General features: G+C 61.3%; 18 protein-coding genes and 1 tRNA gene. 6 read left to right on the top strand and 13 right to left on the bottom strand.

From position 1 onward, the window contains the following. Nucleotides 1-57: 57 nt before the first annotated feature. The 9 genes from IVA95_RS31570 to IVA95_RS31610 form a co-directional block, all read right to left on the bottom strand. The gene (locus IVA95_RS31570; RefSeq protein WP_247514046.1) at nt 58-1746 is read right to left on the bottom strand and encodes a HAMP domain-containing methyl-accepting chemotaxis protein; all 1689 of its coding nucleotides are present in this window, start codon (nt 1744-1746) and stop codon (nt 58-60) included. 116 nt (nt 1747-1862) lie between these two features. Further along, nucleotides 1863-2324 carry a PTS IIA-like nitrogen regulatory protein PtsN gene (ptsN, locus tag IVA95_RS31575; RefSeq protein WP_028347914.1) on the bottom strand — a complete coding sequence of 154 codons (462 nt, stop codon included), beginning with the start codon at nt 2322-2324 and terminating at the stop codon, nt 1863-1865. Between the two features lie 232 nt (nt 2325-2556). After that, on the bottom strand, nt 2557-3159 hold the full coding sequence (gene raiA / locus IVA95_RS31580; protein WP_247514047.1) for a ribosome-associated translation inhibitor RaiA: 603 nt from the start codon (nt 3157-3159) through the stop codon (nt 2557-2559). A gap of 129 nt (nt 3160-3288) precedes the next feature. After that, complete coding sequence (gene rpoN / locus IVA95_RS31585) at nt 3289-4938, bottom strand: RNA polymerase factor sigma-54 (protein WP_247514048.1); 1650 nt, start codon at nt 4936-4938, stop codon at nt 3289-3291. Nucleotides 4939-5145: 207 nt separating this feature from the next. Continuing rightward, entirely contained in the window at nt 5146-6156 is a 1011-nt protein-coding gene (gene lptB, locus IVA95_RS31590) for an LPS export ABC transporter ATP-binding protein (RefSeq protein WP_247514049.1), read from the bottom strand. Nucleotides 6157-6351: 195 nt separating this feature from the next. Beyond that, nucleotides 6352-7029 (bottom strand): LptA/OstA family protein, encoded by a 678-nt coding sequence (locus IVA95_RS31595; protein WP_247514050.1) that lies wholly within the window; start codon nt 7027-7029, stop codon nt 6352-6354. A gap of 5 nt (nt 7030-7034) precedes the next feature. Continuing rightward, on the bottom strand, nt 7035-7730 hold the full coding sequence (gene lptC / locus IVA95_RS31600) for an LPS export ABC transporter periplasmic protein LptC (protein ID WP_247514064.1): 696 nt from the start codon (nt 7728-7730) through the stop codon (nt 7035-7037). Nucleotides 7731-7896: 166 nt separating this feature from the next. Continuing rightward, nucleotides 7897-8511 (bottom strand): ribonuclease D, encoded by a 615-nt coding sequence (locus IVA95_RS31605; RefSeq protein ID WP_247514051.1) that lies wholly within the window; start codon nt 8509-8511, stop codon nt 7897-7899. 199 nt (nt 8512-8710) lie between these two features. Further along, nucleotides 8711-8869, bottom strand: a complete 159-nt coding sequence (locus IVA95_RS31610) for a hypothetical protein (protein WP_247514052.1) — start codon at nt 8867-8869, stop codon at nt 8711-8713. A 191-nt stretch (nt 8870-9060) separates the two neighbouring features. Here IVA95_RS31610 and IVA95_RS31615 point away from each other — a divergent pair, with 191 nt between their 5' ends. The 3 genes from IVA95_RS31615 (at nt 9061) to dgt (ending at nt 11212) form a co-directional block, all read left to right on the top strand. Further along, complete coding sequence (locus IVA95_RS31615; protein ID WP_247514053.1) at nt 9061-9327, top strand: hypothetical protein; 267 nt, start codon at nt 9061-9063, stop codon at nt 9325-9327. Between the two features lie 348 nt (nt 9328-9675). Then, nucleotides 9676-9903 (top strand): hypothetical protein, encoded by a 228-nt coding sequence (locus tag IVA95_RS31620; RefSeq protein WP_247514054.1) that lies wholly within the window; start codon nt 9676-9678, stop codon nt 9901-9903. A gap of 13 nt (nt 9904-9916) precedes the next feature. Continuing rightward, on the top strand, nt 9917-11212 hold the full coding sequence (gene dgt, locus IVA95_RS31625) for a dGTP triphosphohydrolase (protein ID WP_247514055.1): 1296 nt from the start codon (nt 9917-9919) through the stop codon (nt 11210-11212). Nucleotides 11213-11330: 118 nt separating this feature from the next. Here dgt and IVA95_RS31630 read toward each other — a convergent pair whose 3' ends face one another. The 3 genes from IVA95_RS31630 to IVA95_RS31640 form a co-directional block, all read right to left on the bottom strand. Continuing rightward, the gene (locus tag IVA95_RS31630; RefSeq protein WP_247514056.1) at nt 11331-12092 is read right to left on the bottom strand and encodes a hypothetical protein; all 762 of its coding nucleotides are present in this window, start codon (nt 12090-12092) and stop codon (nt 11331-11333) included. 12 nt (nt 12093-12104) lie between these two features. Then, nucleotides 12105-12605 carry a type II toxin-antitoxin system antitoxin SocA domain-containing protein gene (locus tag IVA95_RS31635; RefSeq protein WP_247514057.1) on the bottom strand — a complete coding sequence of 167 codons (501 nt, stop codon included), beginning with the start codon at nt 12603-12605 and terminating at the stop codon, nt 12105-12107. Nucleotides 12606-12782: 177 nt separating this feature from the next. Next, nucleotides 12783-12869 (bottom strand) — tRNA-Leu (locus tag IVA95_RS31640). Between the two features lie 148 nt (nt 12870-13017). Between IVA95_RS31640 and IVA95_RS31645 the strand changes: the two genes are divergently transcribed. Then, nucleotides 13018-13995, top strand: coding sequence for a complex I NDUFA9 subunit family protein (locus tag IVA95_RS31645; RefSeq protein ID WP_247514058.1), 978 nt, complete (start codon nt 13018-13020; stop codon nt 13993-13995). A gap of 143 nt (nt 13996-14138) precedes the next feature. On the opposite strand, the gene IVA95_RS31650 is transcribed toward IVA95_RS31645, so the two are convergent. Continuing rightward, nucleotides 14139-14945 (bottom strand): undecaprenyl-diphosphate phosphatase, encoded by an 807-nt coding sequence (locus IVA95_RS31650; RefSeq protein WP_247514059.1) that lies wholly within the window; start codon nt 14943-14945, stop codon nt 14139-14141. Between the two features lie 289 nt (nt 14946-15234). Between IVA95_RS31650 and IVA95_RS31655 the strand changes: the two genes are divergently transcribed. Together IVA95_RS31655 and queG are read left to right on the top strand one after the other, a co-directional pair. Further along, the gene (locus IVA95_RS31655) at nt 15235-15927 is read left to right on the top strand and encodes a glutathione S-transferase family protein (RefSeq protein WP_213252530.1); all 693 of its coding nucleotides are present in this window, start codon (nt 15235-15237) and stop codon (nt 15925-15927) included. Continuing rightward, nucleotides 15876-17159 (top strand): tRNA epoxyqueuosine(34) reductase QueG, encoded by a 1284-nt coding sequence (gene queG / locus IVA95_RS31660; protein WP_247514060.1) that lies wholly within the window; start codon nt 15876-15878, stop codon nt 17157-17159. Before IVA95_RS31655 ends, queG begins: the two co-directional genes overlap by 52 nt. The last annotated feature ends 11 nt before the right edge of the window (nt 17160-17170 follow it).

The raw sequence follows: 17170 nt of genomic DNA on the forward strand, positions 1-17170 counted from the left end.
GGGTTTCGGATACGCGGGCATTGCCCGCGTATCTTCGTTAATGCAAATCCAATCCGCCTAAGCAGCGCGCACGGTCGAGAGGAATTTCTCCACCTCGCCTTTGAGATGATTGCTCTGTCCCAATAGCGAGCGCGCCAGACCGTGCACGTGCGTCGATGCCGCGCCGGTGTCGGTCGCGCCGCGGTTGACGTCGGTGATGCTGCCCGCGACCTGCGTGGCGCCCTGCGCCGCCTGCTGCACGTTCCGCGAAATCTCCTGAGTTGTGGCGCCCTGCTCTTCCACGGCCGCCGCGATTGCCTGCGAGATTTCCGCGATGCGGCCGATCGTGCCGCCGATTTCCTGGATCGCCGACACCGACTGATTGGTCGCCGATTGCATCTGGCCGATCTGCTCACTGATCTCCTCGGTCGCTTTCGCGGTCTGCGCGGCGAGCGCTTTGACCTCGGAGGCGACGACCGCAAATCCGCGTCCCGCCTCGCCGGCGCGCGCCGCTTCGATCGTGGCGTTCAGCGCCAGCAAATTGGTCTGCTCGGCGACCGCGCTGATCATCTTGACGACTTCGCCGATCCGGCTGGCGGACTGCGCGAGATCGGCGATTCGCGCATTGGTCTGCTCGACCTGGCTCACCGCCTCGCGCGATATCTTGTGCGAATCCTGGACCTGCCGGCTGATCTCAGACACCGACGAGGCCATCTCTTCCGCGGCCGCCGCAGCGGACTGCGCGTTGGCCGAGGATTGCTCCGATGCGGAGGCAACGGTTGCCGAGAGCATCTGGGTCACTTCGGCGGTCTTGGTCAGCTTCCCGGCCGATGATTCGAGTTCGGATGAGGCGGTCGACACGGTCTGAATGATCTTTCCAATCGCGGCATCGAACCCGTCGGCCATCTGCTGCATCGCGGCCTTGCGGTCGCCTTCCGCTTTCAGCTTAAGGCTGGCCTGCTCCGACTCCATCGATTGCACGCGCAGCGCATTGTCCTTGAACACCTGAACCGCGCGCGCCATAGCGCCGACTTCATCGCCGCGGCTGAGGGCCGGGACCGAGACAGAGAGATCGCCGCCGGCAAGGCCCTTCATCACGTCGGTCATTTCGGCGATGGGGCGTATGACACCGAATGCCACGCCGAAAATGCCGGCGCCGATGACCAGAAACACCGCGGCCGAAACGCCCCACAGCACCCATGTGAACATGCTGACGCGGCCCGTTGCCGCGACTTCCGTCGCCGCGTTCCGGTCGTTGGTCTGCTTGACAATGTCGTCGATGATGGCGCGGTGCGCGGTATAGCGTGCGGTGATCTCGGTATAGGATTTCGCCGCAGCCGCGCTGTCACCCTTGGCGAGCGCAGGCAACAGGCCGCCCTGGATCGCGGTCCAGAAGCGGCGCACCTCGCTATCGGACTTCTCGACCAGCTTCGTCTTCAGCACCGGATCGAGATCGGATTTGGTCCAGAAATCGTGCCGCTCGTCATATTCCTTCTTGAGCTGTGCAATCCGGTCGCGATGCGACGAAAGCTGCGCCGGATCGTGCAGCACGAGGGTGGCCTCGAGATAGGCCTCGATGACATATTCGGGCGGAGGCAGGATGTCGGCAATGAGGTCGTTGCCGAGCTTGATCTGGTTATAGAGCGGGCCGCCGACCTTGAGCTGCGACAGCCCGTAAACACTGGTGGCAATCACGGCACCGAGGCCCAATGCAGTGACCAATCCAAAAATCAATATCGCGCGCGAAATCGTCAGCCGCAGCGTCATGGCAATGTTCTCCGGGCAGAGGAAAAATCCCAGCGAACCAAATAACGGCCATTTAGCTTAAAATTGCGTTTAGCCGCTCTACCACTGGGCGAGAAATGGCCGTTCCTCGCGAGGAACTAGGCGGCGCTGGCCGGCGGCAGCGCCAGCACCGAATAGATCGCCTGGGCGTCGCGGGAGGCGCGGAGCTTCTTGGCGACATCCTGGTCGCGCAACAGGCGCGCGATCCGCGCCAGTGCCTTCAGATGGTCGGCGCCGGCGCCTTCGGGGGCCAGCAGCAGGAAGATCAGATCGACCGGCTGGCCGTCCATCGCCTCGAAATCGATCGGGCGTTCCAGCCGGGCGAACAGCCCGAACAGCTTTTCCAGCTTCGGCAGTTTGCCATGCGGAATGGCGACGCCATAGCCCACGGCGGTGGTGCCCAGTTTCTCCCGCTGCAACAGCACCTCGAATACCGAGCGTTCGTTCTGGCCGGTCAGGGCGGAGGCGCGCGCCGCCAGCTCCTGCAGCGCCTGCTTCTTGCTGATGACCTTCAAAGCGGGGAGAATCGCCTCGGGTGCGACCAGATCGGTAATCGTCATGGGGCGTTCCGAGGTGAATTAAACCGTGAGGTTGCGAGATAGGTTCTAGAACCGGGGCGTCAAGAAGATGAGACGGGAGGCGGGGTTAAGCCCGGGTCCCGATTTGCACGGCTTCTACTCCAACGCACGCGCGGTGCCAACTCCCGAAGAGCCAGTTCCTGCACCCTATGCTTAAGGAGCGGCGGACCATAGGGAGGGCCAATGGGGGCGTCAATGCCATTGGGCATAGATCTCAGGGGGTAACCGAGGGAGGATCGATCCAGCCGACATTGCCGTCCGCCCGGCGGTAAATGATGTTCACCCGGCCGCTGGACCCGTGCTGAAACACGATGCAGGCGGCCCCGGTCAGATCGAGTTCCATGACCGCCTCGCTGACCGAAAGCCGCTTCAGCGACGTGGTCGCCTCCGCGATGATGACAGGGCTATAAGACGAGACCTCCTCGTCACCTCCCGCCGGGGCCTCGATCACATAGCTCGGCGCGTCGAGCACCGGAGCATCGATCTCGGCCAGCGCCGCGGAGGCCGCATAGGCCTTGCGGGCCGAGCGATCCTTCAGCCGGCTCTTGTAGCGCCGCAAGCGCTTCTCGATCATCAATAGCGCCTGGTCGGCGCTGGCATAGGCGTCGGGAGCGTTGGAATCGGCCTCCAGCGTAATTCCGGAGTCCAGATGCAGCGCGCAATCGGTGCGGAAGCCGAAGCCGTCCTTGCTCAGCGTGATGTGACCGGAATAATTGCCATCGAAATATTTTCTCAAGACCTCATCGGTGCGCTCGCTGACCCGCGAACGAAGCGCCTCACCGACACTGATGCTCTTCCCGGAGATTCGAAGGGTCATTGGATGCCTCGCTTGATGCCTCGACTACTCTGGTGGTGCCGGAGCAAGGCCCATTCGGAATGCCGGTGTCGCTTTCCGGGCCGCGCTCTGTCGGGGACCTGACACTATCGCGATCTGACGCGAACGCAATCAGGCGGGCGCCGTATCGCGGGACCGGTCGGAGGAAGTGGCGGGAGCGGAAAGGGCGTTACCGAGCATGCTCTGTTTATCGCGGCGGCGCTGGACCGAGGAAGGAATGCGCATGGCTTCGCGGTACTTCGCGACCGTGCGGCGGGCAATATCAATGCCCGATTCGCGCAATCGTTCCACGATGGTATCGTCGGAGAGGATTGCACTCGGCGCTTCCGCATCGATCAATTGCTTGATGTGGTGGCGGACCGCTTCCGCCGAATGCGCCTCGCCGCCGTCGGCCGAAGCAATCGATGCGGTAAAGAAATATTTCAGCTCGAAACTGCCGCGATTGGTCGCCATGTATTTGTTTGCGGTGACCCGCGACACCGTGGATTCGTGCATCTGGATCGCGTCCGCCACCGCCTTCAAATTCAGGGGTCGCAGATGCGCGACGCCATGGGTGAAGAATCCGTCCTGCTGGCGGACGATTTCGGTGGCGACCTTCAGGATGGTGCGGGCGCGCTGATCGAGTGCGCGCACCAGCCAGGTCGCGTTCTGCAGGCAGTCGCTGAAATAGGATTTGTCGCCGTCCTTGCGGATCGTCTTCGACAGCTCGGTGTAATAGACCTGATTGACCAGCACGCGCGGCAAGGTGTCGCTGTTGAGTTCGACATGCCATCCGCCGTCCGGGCCGGGCCGTACATAGACGTCAGGTACCATGGTCTGCGTACGCGCCGAGCCGAACTTGAGGCCGGGCTTCGGGTCGAGACGCCGGATCTCGCCGATCATGTCGGTGATGTCTTCGTCGTCCACGCTACACAGCTTGCGTAAAGACGCAATGTCGCGCCGCGCCAGCAGATCGAGATTTTCCACCAGCGCCTGCATGGCGGGGTCGTAGCGGTTCAGTTCGCGGAGCTGGATCGCGAGGCATTCGCTCAGGTTCCGCGCGCAGATGCCGGGCGGATCGAACGTCTGCAGCACCGCGAGCACGGCATCGACGTCTGCCTGCGAGGCGCCCAGGCGCTCGGCAGCCTGTCCCAGATCCGGCGGCAGATAGCCGGCATCGTCGACCAGATCGATCAGGTACTGCCCGATCATGCGCTGCGCCGGCGCGCTGAGGGCGACCGCGAGCTGTTCGGCGAGGTGGCTGGATAGCGTCACCTCGGCGGCGACGAAGGCTTCCAGATTATATTCGTCGTCATTGGAGGCGCCCCCGCCCCACTCGGTGTAGGCGGTCGGCGCCGCGTCCTGTGCGGCGCGCGCGGCGGCTTCGGCGGGCTCTTCGGAAAAGACATTGTCGAGCGGGGTGTCGAGCGTCTGCTCGATCTCGGTCCGGCTACCGAGGTCGCGGTTCAGCCAGTCCTCCTGGCCGGGCTCGAAGGTCTCGCTCCCGGGGCCGGTGCTCATATCGAAGGCATCGCCGCCGCCATCCTCGCCATAGCTGCCGGAATCGGAGAATTCGGCGCGCTCGGATACCGGTTCGCCTGCAACCGGGGGTTCGGGGCCGTCGCTGGCCCGCTCCAACAGCGGATTGCGCTCTAATTCCTCCTCGACGAAGGCCGACAGGTCGAGATTCGACAATTGCAGCAGCTTGATCGCCTGCATCAATTGCGGCGTCATCACCAGCGACTGCGACTGCCGGAACTCTAATCTCTGCGTCAGCGCCATGAGGCCAAGAACCGATCCACTAAAAGTTGGTCCGATTCTTGCTTATATTAGTCCAAAGCCCTTGTACACGGCTTGACGTATGCAAAAATTGGGCTATAGCGCGATCCGCAAAACTGGGAGCCGGTTTTGCGTCCGGGCGCGCCATAAATTCTTAAATGAGCGCAAGATCTTATCGCCAAACCGCCCGCACTTTGGGCGCCTCGCGCGCTACAATCGGAATTCCTCGCCAAGGTAAAGACGGCGTACATCCGGATCGTTGACGATCTCTTCCGGACTGCCCTCAGTCAGGATCTGCCCGGCATAGACGATGTAGGCGCGGTCGGTGAGGCCGAGCGTTTCCCGCACATTGTGGTCGGTGATCAGGACGCCGATACCGCGATTGGTGAGATGGCGGACCAGGTCCTGAATGTCGCCAACCGCGATCGGATCGATGCCGGCAAAGGGCTCGTCGAGCAGCATGTAGTTCGGACGCGTCGCCAGCGCGCGCGCAATTTCGACGCGGCGGCGCTCGCCGCCGGAGAGCGCGATCGAAGGCGATTTGCGCAAGCGCGTGATGTTGAATTCATCGAGCAGCGAATTGAGCTCGGCTTCGCGCTTCTTGCGGTTGGGCTCGACGACCTCAAGCACGGCGCGAATGTTCTGCTCGACAGTGAGGCCACGAAAGATCGAGGCTTCCTGCGGCAGATAACCGATACCGAGCCGCGCGCGCTGATACATCGGCAGTTTCGTCACGTCGTGACCGTCGAGTTCGATGGCGCCGCGATCCGCCTTGATCAGCCCGGTGATCATGTAGAACACGGTGGTCTTGCCGGCGCCGTTCGGACCGAGCAGGCCGACCGCCTCGCCGCGGCGAACATAGATGCTGACGCCGCGCACCACTTGCCGCGTGCCAAAACTTTTTTCCACGCTGTGCACAGCGAGAAAGCCGGGCCGCTTGATCAGGCGCGGCGCTTCGCCGCCATTGGACTTGGCGCGAGGCGCCTGGGCCCGTGAACGCGCTCTGTCCTGGCGCGGCGGTTCGACGTGGGGCTCGGGCTGCGGCAATTCCAGCCCGGGCAGCGAAGCCGAACGCGCCATTGGCGGCGCATCGCGCACCGGGCTCGCCAGCATGTCGCCGAAGGAATCGCCGAGCGCGGTGATGTCCTCGCGCGAACGCGCAAAGCCCACAGGGCCGCGTTTCGCGGGGCGTCGACGGAACATGCCGAGTAAATCCACCATCCCGCTTCGCTTAAGCCTTTCACGGTGATTTCCGCGATGCGCCCGCCGGCGAATCGCTTCGCTGGCGAACCATGAATGAATGGATGTCCCCTGCCCAGCGAAACACCCGCCGTGCGACCTGCCCAGTAGATACAGGCTAGCGCTACCGGCTTCAACCGTGACCGCCCCAAATAATCTTTAAGGCGCTGATCTGGCTTATTTTTTTCCGGGGATTAGCGAGGGTATCTGGACCGGAGCGGGCTTCGCCCCGCCCGATCCCGACCCGCAATTCTCTCCCTGGATGAACATGCCCTGCACCTTGCCGCTGTCGGATTCGACACGGGACACGCCGGTCGTCATGTCGACCTTGAGGCGATCGCCCTTGAGCACGTTCTTGCACTGGGTCAGCACGACCCCGCCCACCATGGTGATGAGGTTGGCCCGCGTGTCGAAAATCGCGGTCTCGCCGGTCACGACCTGGTCCTTTTGCGTGACAACGACGGAGCCCTTGGCTTCCAGCCGTCGGATCGACGAGCTGCCGCCGGGCCCGGGGGTCGCGGACTGCATCGATCCGGATTTCGATCCCTTGGGTGCGGCGGGCGGCGCGTCCGATGCCGGACCGGAGTCGTAAAACACCACCAGCGACTTCGAGGTCATGGTGGTGTCGCCCTGCACGACCTTCACGTTTCCGGCGAAGGTCGCTTCCTTCTTCTTGTCGCGCATTTCGAGCGACGCCGCCTCGATTTGAATCGGCTGATCGCGGTTTTGCGAAAAGCCCTGCATCGCATTCGGCACGCCCGACATGGCGCCTTGCGCGAAGGCACCATCGGAGGCGGCGCTCAACGCGAGGACAAGCGCTGCGGCCGCAAACCTGCGCGAGAACAACTGCATCATAGCGATCATTTCGTGTTGGCGGACTTGCCGCTGATGGACCGCGTCTTCGGCGCTGGCTGCGGCTCAGGCTCAGGAGCAGGCGCCGGAGGGCTTTCCATGACCAGGTTCATCACGACATTGCCTTCGAAGCGCACGATCTCGCCGCTGTTGATGATCCTGAGCCGGTCGGCGGTGAGTGTACCGTTCAGCAATTTGACGTCGACATGCTCGTCCGACGTCACTGTTCCCTTGTTGATGTCGACATAGGCCTGCGACAGTTTCGCCTCATAGCCGGTGGAGGATTGCAGGAAGATATCCTTGCGCAGGTCGAGCATCTGCTGCTTGCTGTCGAAAAACCCCGTGCGGGCATCCATTGTCACGGTGCTCTTGTCCTCCATCACGACCTTGGCCCGCAGCGTCTGCAGTTCGACGTGATCGGGATTGGTCAGATCCTGGATCGCCGCCTTGGCCCACAAATCGTATGGGCGCTGGTCGGTGGAGAAGCCGGCAAGGTGCGGCGTTTCCATGGTGATCTTGGTGCCTGACACTACGAGATTGCCGATGTCGACCGGCAGCTTTGAGAGCCCTGTGATGCGGAACGGGTTGAAGATCGAGATCGCGACGATACCGGCCATGGCCAGCAGCACCGCCGCCGGGACCGCGACCCGCAGCACCCGCACCATCCGGCTGTGACGGGCGGCCGCAGCGAAGCGGGCCTCCATGCCGGTGGCAAAGGCTGGGTTCTGTATCGAGTTCACCGCGGCTCCAAAGACGCCAAAGAGAGCGTCATCCTACCCGCAATCGCGGGATTATGCAGCCCGGACACTCGCGATGAGTGTGACCGAAACGGGGCGGAAGCCGGCAACCCGGCGCTTCAATTAGTCCCGGTCACGAATGCGCGAAGATATCCTCGGCCTCCCAGCCGCCAAGATCGAGCTTGGCCCGGGTCGGCAGGAATTCGAAACAGGCCTGCGCCATCGCCATCCGCCCCTCGCGCGCCAGCATGGCATCGAGCCGCTCGCGAAGACCATGCAGATGCAGCACGTCGGAGGCGGCATAGGCGAGCTGCGCCTCGCTCAGACTCTCTGATCCCCAGTCGCTCGACTGCTGCTGCTTCGACAGATCGATGTTGAGCACCTCGCGCACCAGGTCCTTCAGGCCGTGGCGGTCGGTATAGGTGCGACTCAGCCGCGAGGCGATCTTGGTGCAATAGACCGGCTGCGGCATCACGCCGAACGTGTTGTAGAGCACGGCGACATCGAAGCGGGCGAAGTGGAAGATCTTCGTGATGGCCGGATTGGCGAGCAGCGCCTTCAGGTTCGGCGCGTCGGTGTGGCCCTTCGGGATCTGGATGACATCGGCCGTGCCGTCGCCATTCGACATCTGCACTACGCAGAGCCGGTCGCGATGCGGATTGAGCCCCATGGTCTCAGTATCGATCGCCACCGAATCCTTGTAGCGGGACAGATCGGGCAGGTCGCCGCGATGCAGGCGGATGGTCATGAAGGAAAGCCTCGTGTCTCAGGTCGATTCGACCGAAACACTAGCGCCCGGAGCCGCCGGAGGCGAGCGGCCGACCATGGCTTTAGGGCGGGAATTGCGGAGTTCGCCCTGATTTTGTCCGCTAATCACGCCATCGCCCGCTTCGCACGAGGCGAAGTCTTGCCGTCCCTGCAGTTGCTGCCGGAAGGCGGGGCCCCGATCAGGCCGTCTTCTCGTCGGGTGATTTCGGCGGCTGAAGCTCCGGGCTGTTGGCCCAGCGGTCGAGATTTTCAATGACGTCCGCATGGCTCGGCCGGCGCGGCGGTGGCTGTTCGCGCTCTTCGGACAGCTTGCGTGGCAGCTTGATGTTCTCGGTCATGGCTGTACTCCATGTCCAAGATTATGCGCTCGCGCACATCCTAAATCAACCGTTAACACGCTGTTTTTACTGATGTATTTAGCTAACTTGGCGTCAGAGTCGCGTTTGAGGGAACCAGCACCAAGAACGAATGTTGAGTAAATTGCTCAACCACCTCAGTTCGGGTTGTTCCGACAATCTGGATCATTCCGATGTCCGAGATGCGCGATGAACGACTACAGGTGATGCTGTCGCCCGAGGAGCTGACGGCAATCGACGATTTCCGCTTCAAGCACCGGATGCCGACCCGGGCCGCGGCCGTGCGCGAGCTGTTGAAGCTCGGGTTGACGGTTGCGACGGCTGACGGCGGCGGGATGAAGTCCAGCAATTATGGCGTGTTCCGCCGCGGCCCGGACGGGCACACGTCCGGCCACAACGGACAATCCCGCAGCAATGTTGATCCGGACGGCGCGGGCTAGTGGCCCGTGGCGTGACGGCGCATGATGGCCGGAAAGCTTAGCGCCACGACGACACTCGGCGCATCGCCTAAGCTCTGTCGTTACGTGTTCGGGCATGGGCAATGGTGCCCAGGAAAGGACTGGACCATTGCATTCCCGAACGCCTGATTTTGCTGGGCTTTCGATGCTGCCGACAAGCGACTGTGCCGGCTTTGTATCCGGAGCAAGCGCCGACCAAGCTGGAATTATTAACCGGCTGACGACCTTAATGCTGTAGCTTTTCGGCTCTATGAGGCAAGTTGGGCAATTGCCAGAGATCGACGAATAAGCGATAAATGAAGCGCTGATGATGACCTTGGAGGGTTTGCTATGACGTCCGACACTAAGGCCAGCAAAGGACGTCCGGACGAGCGGGAACTTCTTGATGAGGTAGCTCGTCACGAAGCCGGGATCGACGCTCTGAGTCTGGTCCAGCTTTTCTCCCAAAAAGGCTACCTGCCATACGACATACAGCGGACTATGCAGCGCGCTCTGGACAAGGGCGTTCTGGTCCTCGGACCAAAACTGCGGCTGTGTGTTATCCGCGAGGCTGCCTAGCTAAGCAGCTTCTATGTGGAGCGAAGCAAACCGCGTTCAGCGGCGTCACAGTGCCATCCAGGAGGATCAGAGGAGCCGGTTCGAACGAGACCGAGACCGTATCCTGTACTCGTCAGCGTTCCGCCGACTTTCAGGCGTTACTCAGATCGTACGCGCCGGTGAGTCCGACGTCTTCCACACGCGCCAGCAGCATACGATCAAGGTAGCCCAGGTGGGGCGCCGCCTCGCTGAAAACTGCGTCAAACAATCGCCGAAGCTCGCCACCGAACTCGGCGTTCACCCCGAAGTGGTCGAGGCCGCGTGCTTGGCGCACGACTTAGGTCATCCTCCATTCGGTCACGTGGGGGAACATGTCCTGCATGAGCTTGTCGAACGCTATGACAACGACGGATTTGAAGGGAACGCGCAATCCTTTCGCATTCTCACGAAGCTGGCTGTTCGGTTTGACGAATGTCCAGGTCTTGATCTGACGAGAGCAACACTCGCAGCCTGCCTCAAATACCCTTGGCTTCGGGATTCCCGGGTTGCAGGACGCGCGAAGAAATGGGGAGCGTACAAGACCGAGGCTGACGACTTTGGTTTTGCTCGCGAGTTTTTCTCCAACGACGCCAAGACTGCCGAGGCCGATTTGATGGATTGGGCGGACGACATAGCATATTCCGTTCACGATCTCGAGGATTTCCACCGCTGTGGCGTATTGCCATGGCACCGGATTTTGAATGGCGATCAGAGCGAGCAGATCGTTTCTCGCGCCGTTGCGAATTGGTACAACGCACCATTGAATGCCGAAGGGCGGCTCCGCGAAGCTCTTCGCGACTTGCATTCGTTTTTGGCTGGGTCCTTCGCGGAATTGATTAATGAGCCCTACGAAGGAGTTCGCCACCAAAGGCAACAGCTCCGCACCATGACCTCAAAGCTGATTGGCCGGTACATTCGAGCTGCCCGTTTGCATGAACCTGACGCTTCTGGGAAAACAGTGGCTATTGATAGCGGGGAGGCCGACGAAGTTCTCATCCTAAAACAAATCACACGCGACTACGTCATTAACAACCCATCGCTCGCGGCCCAACAGAAAGGTCAAGAACGGGTCCTGCGGACGCTCTTCGACTATCTTTTCGAAGATTCGAAAAAGGGCATTCCGAAATATCTTCCAATGCGCTTGCGCTACCTTTGGCTGGACGGTGCCGAGAGTCCCGCTCGCTTCGTTGCAGACTGTATCGCGAGCCTGACCGAAGCCGAAGCCCTAGGCCTACACGGACGTCTGCATGGATATGCAAGTGGCTCGGTGTTGGATCCAATCGTTCGTTAAACCCAGCCAATATCTTGCACAGTAATTCAAGCAGTCTTCGCTGCCTCTATTGCCGAGATAGAGCGGTCGAATCCATAGCGCATCGAAGCCGCCAAAAGAGCTGAACAAGTGTCTTTGGTTAGGACGGGACCACGGGGTCATCTTCAAAGAAATCCGCCTGCCTCGGATCGCGCGCTTGGGTCTGGCCATCGGATGGCCGCGCTTTTGCACTAGTGGACAGTTCTGCAATTGCCATGAAATAGCCCTCCGCAAAGACGGTCAGCATCTCCAGCTTTGTTGACTCACTGACACGAGGAATATCACGCGCGTCAATGATACGAAGTTGGCGCGGCGGTTTCGACCGGCCCGCCTTCTTCACCTTCGGCACGCTGAAATCCAGAATTTGGAAATCTGCCGCAGCCAGATCAGGGTCGTCTGCCAGCAATTCGTCTACCAGCGTTACGAAGAGCGACAGTCGCGCGTCGGCCAATGGATTGGATCGCCAGAAACTAAACCACGGAAAGGTCAGCTTACCGCCCGTCCCGTACAACAGCGGGGGATCAAAGGGCACCATCAACCCACGGCCGATCGAATAGTAACGCCGGTCGATAGCCTGCACGAAGTCGGGGGCCACACTGGCAAAGTGGTCCCGGATGAGCGGAAGAACGCCTAGCAGATTTTCACGCACGTTGGCCCGCTTAATGCCGCGGCGAATACCTTCCACGATTTCATCATAGGGCTGATTGAAGACCAGCATGTCCCGAACCGCGGCAAACAATGGATTGTAGTTAAAGATCGGAGGGTTTTCGACTAGCGAGACGAGCTTCCGGCAAGTTCGCTCGGGCGTGTTGCGCCAATTGCGAGCCAGATGCTGTACTGATGGCACTTTGAGTTTCGACACGCCGGCCTCGCTTCATTGCAACATGAATGGTGGTACGCGCTTGGAATAGAAACTTACTATTTGCTCATCTTCGATCTTCATGCCGGGGTTTATCGCCCCTGGGTGATTCCACACAGTGTACCACGGACCCCCTGCAGCATGTGTAAGTTCAACTAGATCCCCCGGCCGAAGACGGGAATAGAATGCTACTATTTTTGTGAGCATATCTGCTGTGGCACCATCAAAATTGTATTGCACAACTTCGCTGCGACCAGTCAGAGGATCGATTCGCGTTGCGCGCCCACGGATGGGAGACCGATCAAAGCTCTTAAATTCGCGATACAGATACGGAAGAACAGGTCCGTATTCCCAAGCCTCAAATCGCTGGCCGACGAGTGGCGATTTCAGCTCAATCAATGACCACACGTGACAGAAGTATACGATCTTCTGCAGCGACAGGTTCGAGACCTCCACTCCGCGCTCGGCACACTTGTCGAGCACGAAATTTGCTACCGCTCGGCCATCGTAAGGCATCCAAACCTTCCCGCCGTTCCTATTTCGTTCTATTCTACCTAGATGGATCCGACAAGGCGGCTCAATTCGCCCCGACAAGTAAGCCTTGCCCGAAACTTGAGAAAATTTCGCCTGCCGCGCGCCGGCTGCGCCGCCTTGCGCACCACGCCGACATCTCGATTGGTTGGGCAAGGGCAATGGTGCCCAGGAAAGGACTCGAACCTTCACGGCCGTGAAGCCACTGGCACCTGAAGCCAGCGCGTCTACCAATTCCGCCACCTGGGCCCGGGCGGGTTAGTAAGGAACGGTCACGCGCTTGTCAAATCGCTTCAATGCCAACCAAATACGCTGTACAGCGGTGGCGTGTTGGCGTATCGCGAATCCGCTAAATCCCACCGATATCTTCGAATTTGACCGGCAGGAATTGACCCCGATGGCATTGCACGCGGCATCGAATCTGGAAACGCTCATCACGGTGTTTGGCGGATCGGGCTTTCTGGGGCGAAACGTGGTCCGGGCGCTGGCCAAGCGCGGCTATCGGATTCGGGTGGCGGTGCGGCGGCCCGAACTGGCGGGGCACCTGCAACCGCTCGGCCGCGTTGGCCAGATCCACCCCGTGCAGGCCAATCTGCGCTACCCGGCCTCGGTCGAGGCGGTGATGCGCGGTTCCGAAACCGTGGTCAACCTGGTCGGAACCCTGGCCGAGAGCGGCGCGCAGACGTTCGACGCGGTGCAGACCAAAGGCGCCGAAACCATCGCCAAAGCCGCCGCCGCCATCGGCGCGCAGATGGTGCATGTATCGGCGATCGGCGCCGACGAGAATTCGCCGTCGGCCTACTTCCGCTCCAAGGCGGCTGGCGAGAAGGCCGTGCTGGCGGCAGCGCCATCGGCCACGATCCTGCGGCCGTCGCTGCTGTTCGGGCCCGAGGATCAATTCACCAACCGCTTTGCCGCACTCGCCCGGATATCGCCCTTCCTGCCGCTGATCGGCGGCGTGACGCGGGTGCAGCCGGCCTATGTCGCCGACGTCGCCACCGCGGTCGCCGACGCCGTCGATGACAAGACCAAGCCGGGCGCGACGTATGAGCTCGGCGGGCCTGATGTGCTGACCATGCGCGAGATCATGGAAATCATTCTCAAGATCACCGAGCGCAAGCGCATGCTGGTGTCGCTGCCGTGGGGATTGGCGAAGCTAAAGGCGCACTTCCTGCAATTCGCGCCGGGTCCGTTCAAGCTGACGCCGGACCAGGTGGCGATGCTGCAAGTCGACAATGTCGTGTCGGACGAAGCGAAGGCAGCCGGTCTGACGCTGCAAGGCCTCGGCATTACGCCGGAAGCGATGGAAGCGATCGCCCCGCAATATCTCTGGCGCTTCCGCGCCGCCGGGCAGTTTCAGCGCAAGAACGCTTAGAGGTTTCGTAGGGTGGGCAAAGGCGCACTTGCGCCGTGCCCACCATCCAGCACCGCGCTCGTGATGGTGGGCACGCGGAGCCTGTCATCGGGTGCGCGTTCGCGCGACCCGGTGGCTTTGCCCACCCTACAAAATTGCGGGGACTACTTCCCCAGCGCCAGCGCGATCAGGCCGAGCGTGCCGATAGCGACGCGCCACCACGCAAAGAACGTGAATCCGTGACGCGTGACATAGGTGAGGAACGTCTTCACCACGATCGCCGCGGTGATGAACGAGACCACGAAGCCGATCGCGATGATGCCGATATGATCGGTCGTCATCTCGGCGCGGTTCTTGTAGAAATCATAGCCGAACGCGCCGACCATGGTCGGGATCGCGAGAAAGAACGAAAACTCCGCGGCCGATCGCTTGTCACCGCCGAGCAGCATTGCCGCCACGATGCTGGCGCCAGAGCGCGACACGCCCGGGATCATCGCCACGCATTGCGCGATGCCGATCCACAGATACATCATTAGCGGATAGCGCGTGGCGTCATGCTGTGTCGGCTTGAGATAGAGCTGATCGACCCACAACAGAATTGCGCCGCCGACGATCAAGGTGAAGCACACCACCCAGGGATTGAAGAGAAACTCCTTGATGTACTTGCCGGCAACCAGGCCGATGACCACCGCAGGCAGAAACGCCAGCAATACGCCGATCACGAAACGCTGGTCATCGGGGTTGGTGAACATGCCGAGCGCGACGCGCCACAACTTGACGAAATAGAGCATGACGATGGCGAGGATCGCGCCGAGCTGAATCAGCACGACAAAGCTCTGCCAGAATGCGCCCTCGCCAAGGCCGAAGAATCGTTGCGCGACCAGCATATGGCCGGTCGACGAAACCGGCAGGAATTCCGTGACGCCCTCGATGATGCCGAGAATCACCGCCTTCACTACATCCGACATCATGATGTGGGTCCGTTTTGGCTGGAAAATCGCGCCCTTCTCGCTTATTCATCCCGATGCCGCAATCGCAAAAAAACGCCAAAGACAGGTTGCCTCTTGCGCCGGCTTGGCTATAGCGTTTTCGAGCGAACTGAATCCCGGTTCGCGCGAACAAAACACGTCAAAACGAAGGCTAGAGCCTATGCGGTACTGATTTAAGGCAGAACCGAATAGGCTGCAGTGTCGCGATTCGCATGACGCGGCTTGGCCGCTCGGGTTCCTTGAGCGTCGCCGCGAATTGTTCAAGGATTTCATGTACACGCTCTATCATCATCCGTTCTGTCCGCATTCGCGCTTCATTCGCCTGGTGCTGGGCGAACACGGCCTCGACCTGCGCCTGGTGGAAGAGCGAGCCTGGGAGCGGCGTGAAGGGTTTCTTGTGCTCAATCCCGCAGGCACCACGCCGGTGTTGATGGCCGACGGCTTTCCGCCGATCCCCGGCGCGGGCGTCATCGCCGAATATCTCGATGAGACGCACGGCCTGGAAGCGGGCGAGCGGCGGCTGTTACCGGCCTCGATGGCCGAGCGTGTGGAGGTGCGCCGGCTGATGGCCTGGTTCAACGAAAAATTCTTCGAGGAGGCATCGAACCCGCTGGTGACCGAGCGCATCTATAAGCGTTTCATGAGCGAGGAGAATGGCGGCGGCGCGCCGGCGGCCGACGTAATCCGCGCAGCCAAGGCCAACGTGCGCTATCATCTGGCCTATATTGGCTGGCTGGCGCAAACGCGGAACTTCCTCGCCGGCGACCGGCTGACCTACGCGGATCTCGCCGCCGCGGCGCACCTTTCGGCGATCGATTATCTGGGCGATGTGCCATGGAGCGAGGACGAAGCAGCAAAGATGTGGTACGCGCGGGTGAAATCCCGCCCGTCGTTCCGCCCGCTCTTGAGCGAATGGCTGGCGGGCGTGCCGGCGTCGCGGACCTACGTGGACCTCGACTTCTGAGCCAGGGCGTCAAGCTCTCCGCCAGCGATCTGAAGTCCGCGCTCGTGCGCGAAGCCGCGACGCTCGGTTTCGATTGCATCGGCGTCACCGATCCCGGCGAGCTCGGCAATGCCGGAAAATATTTTCGCGAGTTCCTCGATGCCGGTGCGCATGGCGACATGGACTGGCTCGCCGCTCAGCCCGAGCGGCGGATGGATCCGCGCGTGCTGTGGCCGGGCGTGCGATCGATCATTATGCTCGGCTTCAATTACGGCCCCGATGATAATCCGCTCGCGCTTCTCGAAAAGCGTACACGCGGCGCAATCTCGGCCTATGCCCAGGGCGACGACTATCACGACGTGATCAAGAAGCGCCTGAAGACGCTGGCGCGATGGCTGGTCGCGGCATCGGGCGAGGAAGTAAAAGTGTTCATCGATACTGCAGCGGTGATGGAAAAGCCGCTGGCGCAGGCGGCAGGACTAGGCTGGCAAGGCAAGCACACCAATCTGGTCTCGCGCGAGTTCGGCTCATGGCTGTTTCTCGGCGCGATCTTCACCGCCGCCGAGCTGCCGCGCGACACCGCCGACACCGACCATTGCGGCTCCTGCAACGCCTGCCAGGAGATCTGCCCGACTGCGGCGTTCCCCGCGCCCTACAAGCTCGATGCAAGACGCTGCATTTCCTACCTGACGATCGAGAACAAGGGTCCGATTCCGCGTGAATTTCGCAAAAGCATCGGCAACCGCATCTATGGATGCGACGATTGCCTCGCCGTGTGCCCGTGGAACAAATTCGCGCAAAAAAGTCGAGAAACCAAACTCGCCGCGCGCGCGGAATTGCGCGCGCCGTCGCTGGGAGAGTTGGCGCGGCTCGACGACGCCGCATTTCGCGCCCTGTTTTCGAAATCGCCGGTCAAGCGCATCGGCCGCGACCGCTTTGTCCGCAACGTGCTGATCGCGATCGGCAACGCGGAGGATTCGTCGCTGGCAGCAGAGGCCGAACGCTTGCTCGATGATGCAAGCCCGCTGGTTCGCGGTGCGGCGGTATGGGCGCTGGCGCAGTTGGTGGATCGGAAGAGGTTTGATGCGCTGGCTGCCAAGGTGATCGACGCCGAGACGGATGAAGAAGTGCTCAAGGAGTGGAGACTCAGCAGCACCGCTGCCAGACCCTCATCCTCTTATGTCCCGTGTCAAGAGGCGGGACATGATGAAGGGCTGTCTCCAGGAATTGCAGGAGAGGTGTCGGTGGAATGATCGTGCAAGGG

The sequence above is a fragment of the Bradyrhizobium sp. 157 genome (assembly GCF_023073815.1).
Classification (GTDB): domain Bacteria; phylum Pseudomonadota; class Alphaproteobacteria; order Rhizobiales; family Xanthobacteraceae; genus Bradyrhizobium.

Excerpts from the sequence above, each read along its gene's own strand:
- ptsN (WP_028347914.1), bottom strand. The coding sequence starts at position 2,324 with ATGACGATTACCGATCTGGTCGCACCCGAGGCGATTCTCCCCGCTTTG.
- IVA95_RS31615 (WP_247514053.1), top strand. The coding sequence starts at position 9,061 with ATGTCCGAGATGCGCGATGAACGACTACAGGTGATGCTGTCGCCCGAG.
- rpoN (WP_247514048.1), bottom strand. The coding sequence starts at position 4,938 with ATGGCGCTGACGCAGAGATTAGAGTTCCGGCAGTCGCAGTCGCTGGTG.
- IVA95_RS31655 (WP_213252530.1), top strand. The coding sequence starts at position 15,235 with ATGTACACGCTCTATCATCATCCGTTCTGTCCGCATTCGCGCTTCATT.
- queG (WP_247514060.1), top strand. The coding sequence starts at position 15,876 with ATGGCTGGCGGGCGTGCCGGCGTCGCGGACCTACGTGGACCTCGACTT.
- IVA95_RS31610 (WP_247514052.1), bottom strand. The coding sequence starts at position 8,869 with ATGACCGAGAACATCAAGCTGCCACGCAAGCTGTCCGAAGAGCGCGAA.
- IVA95_RS31645 (WP_247514058.1), top strand. The coding sequence starts at position 13,018 with ATGGCATTGCACGCGGCATCGAATCTGGAAACGCTCATCACGGTGTTT.
- IVA95_RS31650 (WP_247514059.1), bottom strand. The coding sequence starts at position 14,945 with ATGATGTCGGATGTAGTGAAGGCGGTGATTCTCGGCATCATCGAGGGC.
- lptC (WP_247514064.1), bottom strand. The coding sequence starts at position 7,730 with ATGGAGGCCCGCTTCGCTGCGGCCGCCCGTCACAGCCGGATGGTGCGG.
- IVA95_RS31570 (WP_247514046.1), bottom strand. The coding sequence starts at position 1,746 with ATGACGCTGCGGCTGACGATTTCGCGCGCGATATTGATTTTTGGATTG.
- dgt (WP_247514055.1), top strand. The coding sequence starts at position 9,917 with ATGTGGAGCGAAGCAAACCGCGTTCAGCGGCGTCACAGTGCCATCCAG.
- IVA95_RS31620 (WP_247514054.1), top strand. The coding sequence starts at position 9,676 with ATGACGTCCGACACTAAGGCCAGCAAAGGACGTCCGGACGAGCGGGAA.
- IVA95_RS31605 (WP_247514051.1), bottom strand. The coding sequence starts at position 8,511 with ATGACCATCCGCCTGCATCGCGGCGACCTGCCCGATCTGTCCCGCTAC.
- raiA (WP_247514047.1), bottom strand. The coding sequence starts at position 3,159 with ATGACCCTTCGAATCTCCGGGAAGAGCATCAGTGTCGGTGAGGCGCTT.
- IVA95_RS31635 (WP_247514057.1), bottom strand. The coding sequence starts at position 12,605 with ATGCCTTACGATGGCCGAGCGGTAGCAAATTTCGTGCTCGACAAGTGT.
- IVA95_RS31595 (WP_247514050.1), bottom strand. The coding sequence starts at position 7,029 with ATGATGCAGTTGTTCTCGCGCAGGTTTGCGGCCGCAGCGCTTGTCCTC.
- lptB (WP_247514049.1), bottom strand. The coding sequence starts at position 6,156 with ATGGTGGATTTACTCGGCATGTTCCGTCGACGCCCCGCGAAACGCGGC.